Origin of the sequence: Devosia sp., from assembly GCF_036676215.1 — a bacterium.
Classification (GTDB): Bacteria; Pseudomonadota; Alphaproteobacteria; order Rhizobiales; family Devosiaceae; genus Devosia.
Map to the genome: position 1 here is coordinate 1 of NZ_JAKFDJ010000065.1, position 6,976 is coordinate 6,976.

Below are 6,976 nucleotides of genomic sequence, written 5' to 3' on the forward strand. Positions count from 1 at the left end.
TGCTCTGATGTCTGTGATGACTGCCCGTCCATGGGTCAGCGTTCCGGTCTTGTCGAGAATGGCGGTCCGTATCCCCGCCAGTGCCTCCAGCACGCCGCCGTTCTTGACGAGAACGCCGGCGCGGGCCGTGCGGGACATGCCGGAGATGATGGCCACCGGCACGGCCAGGATCAGCGGGCAAGGCGTTGCCACGACCAGCACCGCGAGCGCCCGCAGCGGGTCCTGCGACCCCATCCAGGCCACGCCAGCGATCGCCAATGCCAATGCCAGGAAGCCCATTGCATAGCGGTCGGCTATCCGCACCATCGGCGCCTTGCTGTGCTGGGCTGCCTCGACCAGCCGGACGATGCCGGCATAGGTACTTTCCGCTGCGGGAAGGGTGGCGATCAGCTCGAAGGCAGGGCCGGTAGACGTGCTTCCGCTCAGCGCCTCGCCGCCGGACGCGATGCGTTGCGGCACTGATTCCCCGGTGAGGGCGGACAGATCGAGCAGGGCATATGCGCCCGCAACCCGGCCATCGACCGGCAGGACCTCGCCCTCGCGGATCAGCAGCCGGTCACCCGGCACGATAGCGGCGATGGGGACCTCCTCGAGCCCGGATCCCTGGAAGCGCATCGCGGTACGGGCAACCCGTCCCAGCAGTGCTGTCATTTCCCGCCGTGCCCGGCCCTGGGCGAAGGTTTCGAGCAATTGGCCGCCAGCGTACATCACGGCGACGACATTGCCGGCGAGCGGTTCCCCAAACACCAGAGCCGCGGACATTGACAGCGCTGCGACCACGTCGAGCCCGACATCGCCTCGGCGCAGGGAAACCGCAATCTGGAGCAGCAATGTGACAAGGACGGGCAGCGTCGCGACCGTCCATGCCGTTCCGGCGAAGGCGTCCAAGCCCCACCATGAGAGCGCCGCTCCCGCGGCCACGCCAAGCAAGGCGACGGCGATCAGCATGTATGGGAATAGACGGCTCATCTCACTCCGATGGCTGTTCGCCGGAGGGCTATTTGAGGCTGCGCGGGGAGGGCACGCTCAGGCCGCGAGCCTCCAGCTCACGCTTTATGCTCGCCGGTATTTCCCGGCAATCACAATTGGCGGCATGCATCACGTGCCAGTTCAAGCGTTCATCCAGTTTGGCGTTTCTTGGCAGTTTGTGCGTGGCATGCCATTCGCGGTTGATCGCCATCGCATCCTCCAATGCGCTAATGGGACAACAGGATCGGCAGGCGCGGCGCGTGCAGGACGGTGCGGGTGGCGCCACCAAGAACGAACTCCTGCAGCCGGCTCCGGCCGTAGGCGCCCATCACCAGCAGGTTCGCGTCCTGGCTGACGGCAACTGCTTGCAGTGTATCGCCGATCTGAGAGCTCCCGCGCTCCCTCTGCACGTGCTTGTTTCGTATGCCATGATGTTCGAGAAGCGCCTGGATGCCGACAACCCCCGCAGGCTCGATGGCTTTGTCATCGCCAATGGTGACGACCGAAACCAGGTCAGCGCGTGCGAGAATTGGCATGGCATCGCGAAGCGCCCGGGACGCGGCCTGGCTGCCATCCCATGCCACCATCACATTCAGCGACGTGGCTCGTTGTTCAGTGACCGGCACGGCCGCTTCGAGCCCGGGCACGATGAGGACCGGGCCGCCGGAACCAAAAATCAGCGCTTCCGTCTCGGCCAGTCGCTGCGGATCGGTGCCGTCGAGAACCGTTATTGTCAGGTCATGATAGCGGGCCAGTGGCACCAGGCTATCCGCGAACGCTTCTGGTCGGCACCGCACCGGACTGACCTCTATCGTCAGGCCGAGGCCGTCGGCCCTTTCCCGGAGCCACAGGCCGATATCGTCCGCGCGATTCCGGCTAAGCCTCTCGGCGTCGGCCGCCATTTTTGAAACGCCCAGCAGTGCCTCGCCGAGGGCGCTGTGGAGGGGGGCGATGTCCACTTCCTGTACCGGCGCCGTCACCCTGCCCCCAAGCCTGGCGGACAGACCGAGGGCGTGTCCGAGGCCGACTTTAGCGGTCGCATCAGGAAAGGTCGCAGTCGGCAGCAGAATGTCCATGTTCATCTCCTCAAGCAGCAGCCAGTAGCCGACAGTCGCGACCAGACGGGCCGCATCTCTGCAGGTAATCATGACACTCTGCCGGAACGACATATTGATCCGTATCAAGCGGGCGGTTGCCAGTGACAGCGATCCGGCTTCCATGGATCGGTGTAGAAAGGCGGGCGGCGGTCGCAGGAACGTCAGCCGCCGGAAAGACGGTCGACGTCACCATGCAGAGGTCTTGCTCAACGGCCTTTGGGGCTGCACGTTAACCGGATTTTTTGCGGGCAGGGCATATCCCTAGTACTGCTCAACTATGGAGCCAATGGAGCAAGCCGATAATGTGGTCTGCCCTCATCGCAAATCTTGCCGTGGTGGGGCTTTTCATCTTGGCCTGGGCCCATGCTGAGTTGATCCTTCTCATGCTGGGTCGGCGCGTCCGTGCGGCGGCATTTGGCGGCGTGATGGGGCTCGGCGCCGTCGCCTCGATATTGCTCTCCGTCGAAATGCAGAACGGTGTGCTTTTCGACCTGCGGTCCACGCTCCTAGGGGTGTCTGGCCTTTTGGGCGGTCCGATTACGGGGCTCATCACGGGCACAATCGTTGCGGTCCATCGGCTGTCCGTAAGTGGTACCGGCGCGACCGCTGACATTGTCGGCATTGTCATCTCGACCGGGCTGGGGCTCTTGGGCTATGGGCTCCTTCGGGGACGTCCGCCCTCCACCTTGGCGACGCTGCTCTTTGCGGTGTTGGCTACGCCCCTGGCCCTGCTCAGTTTTCTAGCGTTGCCAACGCAACTCCTCGAACGCAGGCTGAGCGACGCGTTTCTGGCGACGCTGATGCTAACCGTCGTCGCAACATTTCTTGCTGTTCGGGCGCTCGTGTTCAGCCAGCAGCGAGCGGAGGAGACTATGCTGTTCATGGCCGCCGCGGACCTCGCTCCAGACTTCGCCTATATCAAGGATCCCCGCGGGCGCTTCCTGCTCGCCAATCAGGCGCTTGCGTCCTTTTACGGCATCGCGCGGGCTCTGGAGATGCGCGGCAAGACCGATTTCGACGTAGCGCCACCCGACCGTGCCACGGCCCTTTTCGCAGAGGAACAAGAAGTCCTCCAAACCGGGGTGCCCATTTTCGAGCGCGAGGAATTGCAGGTGGACGACCACGGCAATGAAAGGTGGTTCACCTCAACGAAAACGCCGCTCTACGATACCAGGGGCGATGCGTTGGGCCTGGTAGGGGTGATGCGGGACATCACCAGGCAAAAAGCGAGCGACAGGGAGTTGCTCGCCAGCCGGGACCAGCTCGCATTCATCCTGACCGAAATGTCGGATGGCTTGGCCCTGTTCGACAGCGAGGGCCGAATTGTCTACTGCAACGAGCAGTATCGATCGATGTTTCCGATTACCGGCAAACTAAGGGTTCCGGGGGCATTCCTGCCTGAGATTCTGCGTGCCGCAGTCGAACAGGGGGAACAGCCCTACATCCAGCCGGACGGAGTGGACCGGTGGATCGACACGGTGATGTCGGCACTGCGCACGGGCCTTGATGAGGAAATTCACCTGTTCGACGGCCGATGGCTGCATGTTCGTACCAAGCCCCTGGCAGGCGGGAACGCGACCGTTGTGGTCTCGGACATAACCCTTATCAAGCGGGCCGAGACGGAATTGCGCGGCCTTACTGACGAGCTGAAACTGCAGGCCACAACCGACGCCCTAACCGGCCTGCCAAACCGTCGGGCAATCGACGAATGCCTGGTCATAGAGCTTGCACGCACGAAGCGAAGCGGGCAGCCGTTCAGTCTGGTGATGATAGACATCGATCACTTCAAGGCCTTCAACGACATCTATGGGCACCCAGCCGGCGATGCCTGCCTCAGGAGCGTTGCCGGTGCGCTGGAGCGAACAGACAGGCGGCCCGGTGACTTCGTTGGCAGATATGGGGGCGAAGAGTTCTGTGCAATCCTTCCGGACACCGACGAAGACGGCGCATATTTCTTTGCGGAGAGACTCCGGACGGCGGTCCGCGACCTTCGGCGAAAGCACGAGGGAAGCGAAAAGGGCGTGGTAACAATCAGTGTCGGCGTCGCGACCTACGCAGCCGATGACATCGACAGGACCGATGCTATGCTCATCGCGCGAGCCGACGAGGCACTTTATGTCGCCAAGGGTTCCGGGCGTGACCGGGTCAACGGATGGACAAGCAGCGGATCGGAGCGTTGGCCGGCGGTTCAACCGTGAGAGCGCCCCAGGCGCCGTTCTTTTGGTCCTACAGGCTTTACCGCCCACATCACGGCTGAGTTCTTCACCATACCAGAGCGTATATTGCCGGCGCATACAGGGGAGGTCGCGTTTGCGCCCATAAGCTGTCGTGGCCCGATGGCGCCCTAGTCGGGCGGGCCTGCGCCCGCGGTGACGACGGGCGCCGTGGCCACCAAGTCGAAGGACTGTTTGTCGGCCTCGGGAAGTCCCTTACGGCGGGTCATTCGCAGCGCCACGAAGGCGATGATGGCCACCTGCACACCAGCTATGAAGCCGAGCAGCCCCACCGGGCCGAACCACTGCATGCCGAACGAAGCCAACGCCGGCCCGATGGTCGAACCAAGGCCGTAGAGTAGCAGCAGGCCGGCTGAGACCTCGACATATTCGGCGCGGTCGGCAAAATCGAACACATGGGCCGAGGCCACAGCATAGGCTGGCAGGATGGTGGCGCCGAAGGCGAAGGCGAAGACCAGCCATGGCCCGCCCAGATCAGGCAGCATGGCGATGGCGAGGCAGGCCAGCGCCGCGGCGGCCGTGACGCCCATCAGCACATAGCGGCGATCGAGACTGTCGGAGAGCCGGCCGATGGGCCATTGCGCCAGTGCGCCACCCAGCACCAATACGCTCATGAACAGGGCCGCCGAGGTGACATTGCCGCTGCGGGCCGCGGCAAAGACCGGCCCCAGCGACCAAAGCGCGCCGGTGCCCAGGCCGATAAGGAAGATCGAAACGGTACCCGCGGGCGATAGCTGGAACAGGTGCAGCGGGCGGAACCGCACCAATTCGGGCGGCTTTGGTTCGGGGGAGCGCGACAGCGCCAGCGGCACCGCCGCCACCGACACCAGAACGGAGGCGAGGGAAAACAGCACGAAGGAAGAGGTTTCGAATAGCGTCACCGTCATCTGTCCGAGCGTGGTGACGATGTAGTTGATGGCCACATAGGTCGAGATCAGCGCGCCGCGTGTCTCCCTTGTGGCGCGGTCATTGATCCAGCTCTCGACGATAAGATAGAGCCCGGCGAGGCAGAAGCCGGTGATAAGGCGCAGCACCGCCCAGGCCAGTGGATGGACCAACATGGGATAGATCAGGGCCACGGCGGAGGCGATGGCGACCAGCGCGGCAAAGGTACGGACATGCCCGACCCGGCGCAGCAGTAGTGGCGTTCGCAGGCAGCCCAGCACGAAGCCGAGATAGTAGCCCGAGCCCATCAGGCCGAGTTGCAGCGCCGAAAAACCCTCGATGCCGCCGCGAATGGGTAGCAACATCATCTGCAGCCCGTTGCCGGTGACGAGGAAAGCCACGCTGATCAGCAGCGCGGCGACCGAGACAAAGGGAGAGGGCTCCCGAATGGATTGCGACTCGGCCAATCGGACCTCCCAGCCTATTGACGACTACTGGCCCGGAACGGGGCCGGCAATCAAGGTACGTCGCGGTCGGCTGCCTGCAGCAATGCCAGCACATAGGGCGCAAACGAGCGCCAGACTTCGACGCGGAAGGCCTGAGGCCCGGTGCGCCAGAGCACGATCTCGGCTTTCTCGAAGATAGTGCGGGTGACCATGCCCACGGGGAAGGCCTTGAGCGACAGATCGAGCGGCACGCAGGCATTGAGGATGGCGGCGGCTTTGAGACCGTCAATGAGCAGCGCGGTCTGGCGATGCGACACATCGACGAGCGCGCAGGCGGTGCCCTCCAGGGCGACCGACAGGCCCTGGTAGAGCGCGGCTGTTTCGGCCTCCGGCGCGAGCAGCAGCCATTCGTCCGGCCCCAGCCACAGGGCGCTGCGATCACCTGCCATGGCGGAGGTGCAGGGCTTTGTGGGAATGGCGAAGCCAAAGGCGGCGCCTGCCGCCGCGACCGCATCGACGCCGCGGAGTACGAAGCGGGATGCGGGGGCAGCCCCTGTCAGCGTGACGTTGCTGGTCGCAATCGAGACGGGCAGCGACCCGGCGAGAGCTGTACTGAGGTCAAGCATTGATGCGGCCCCCTTCCTTGTCGAAGAAAATCGGTTCGGTCACCGTCACGGGAATACCGCCATTGGGCATGGGGACGTGGAGCACTGCCCCCAGACGTTCCTTGCCACCGGCGACCAGCGCCATGGCAATGGAGCGGCCCAGCGTCTCGCTCCAATAAGACGAGGTGACGTGGCCGAGCGCCGGCGTGCCGGTGGCGGGCGAGGCTTCCACGGTAACCTGGGCCCCCTCCTCCAGCACCACTTTCGGATCGGTAGTGAGCAATCCGACCAAATGCTTGCGGTCCGCCTTGAGCAGATCGGGCCGCCGCAGCGAGCGCTTGCCGACGAAGTCCTTCTTGGTCTTGCCGATGGCCCAATCGAGGGCGAGGTCGGACGGCGTGACGGTGCCGTCGGTCTCCTGGCCGATGATGATGTAGCCCTTCTCGGCGCGCAGCACGTGCATGGTTTCGGTGCCATAAGGCGTGAGGCCATGCGGGGCGCCGGCGGCGTAGATGGCCTCCCAGACGGCACGGCCATAATCGGCCGGCACGTTGACCTCGAAGCCCAGTTCGCCCGTGAAGCTGACGCGGAACAGGCGGGTCGGGACGCCGCAGATCGTGCCCTCGCGCAGGCTCATATGCGGCATTGCATCGGGCGACATGTCGATGCCTTCGACCAGCGGCTCGAGGATTTCCCGGGCCTTGGGGCCTTGGATGGCGATGACCGCCCATTGCTCGGTG

General features: G+C 64.2%; 7 protein-coding genes. 1 reads left to right on the top strand and 6 read right to left on the bottom strand.

Annotated features, from left to right (window positions below):
* From V6M52_RS06110 to V6M52_RS06120, 3 genes are all read right to left on the bottom strand, one after another.
* The coding region (locus tag V6M52_RS06110) for an HAD-IC family P-type ATPase (RefSeq protein ID WP_332700409.1) at positions 1-969 on the bottom strand (969 nt) is incomplete at its 3' end.
* A gap of 28 nt (positions 970-997) precedes the next feature.
* Positions 998-1,180, bottom strand: a complete 183-nt coding sequence (locus V6M52_RS06115) for a hypothetical protein (protein ID WP_332693391.1) — start codon at positions 1,178-1,180, stop codon at positions 998-1,000.
* 16 nt (positions 1,181-1,196) lie between these two features.
* Positions 1,197-2,189 (bottom strand): universal stress protein, encoded by a 993-nt coding sequence (locus V6M52_RS06120; RefSeq protein ID WP_332700410.1) that lies wholly within the window; start codon positions 2,187-2,189, stop codon positions 1,197-1,199.
* Positions 2,190-2,368: 179 nt separating this feature from the next.
* Between V6M52_RS06120 and V6M52_RS06125 the strand changes: the two genes are divergently transcribed.
* Positions 2,369-4,264, top strand: a complete 1,896-nt coding sequence (locus V6M52_RS06125; RefSeq protein ID WP_332700411.1) for a diguanylate cyclase — start codon at positions 2,369-2,371, stop codon at positions 4,262-4,264.
* Between the two features lie 146 nt (positions 4,265-4,410).
* Here the strand turns inward: V6M52_RS06125 and V6M52_RS06130 are convergent, their stop codons facing one another.
* From V6M52_RS06130 to V6M52_RS06140, 3 genes are all read right to left on the bottom strand, one after another.
* A complete protein-coding gene (locus V6M52_RS06130; protein ID WP_332700412.1) occupies positions 4,411-5,652 on the bottom strand; it encodes an MFS transporter in 1,242 nt (413 codons plus the stop codon).
* A gap of 50 nt (positions 5,653-5,702) precedes the next feature.
* On the bottom strand, positions 5,703-6,257 hold the full coding sequence (locus V6M52_RS06135; RefSeq protein ID WP_332693404.1) for a sarcosine oxidase subunit gamma: 555 nt from the start codon (positions 6,255-6,257) through the stop codon (positions 5,703-5,705).
* On the bottom strand, positions 6,250-6,976 hold a 727-nt coding region (locus tag V6M52_RS06140), incomplete at its 5' end, for a glycine cleavage T C-terminal barrel domain-containing protein (protein ID WP_332700413.1). The genes V6M52_RS06140 and V6M52_RS06135, both read right to left, overlap by 8 nt.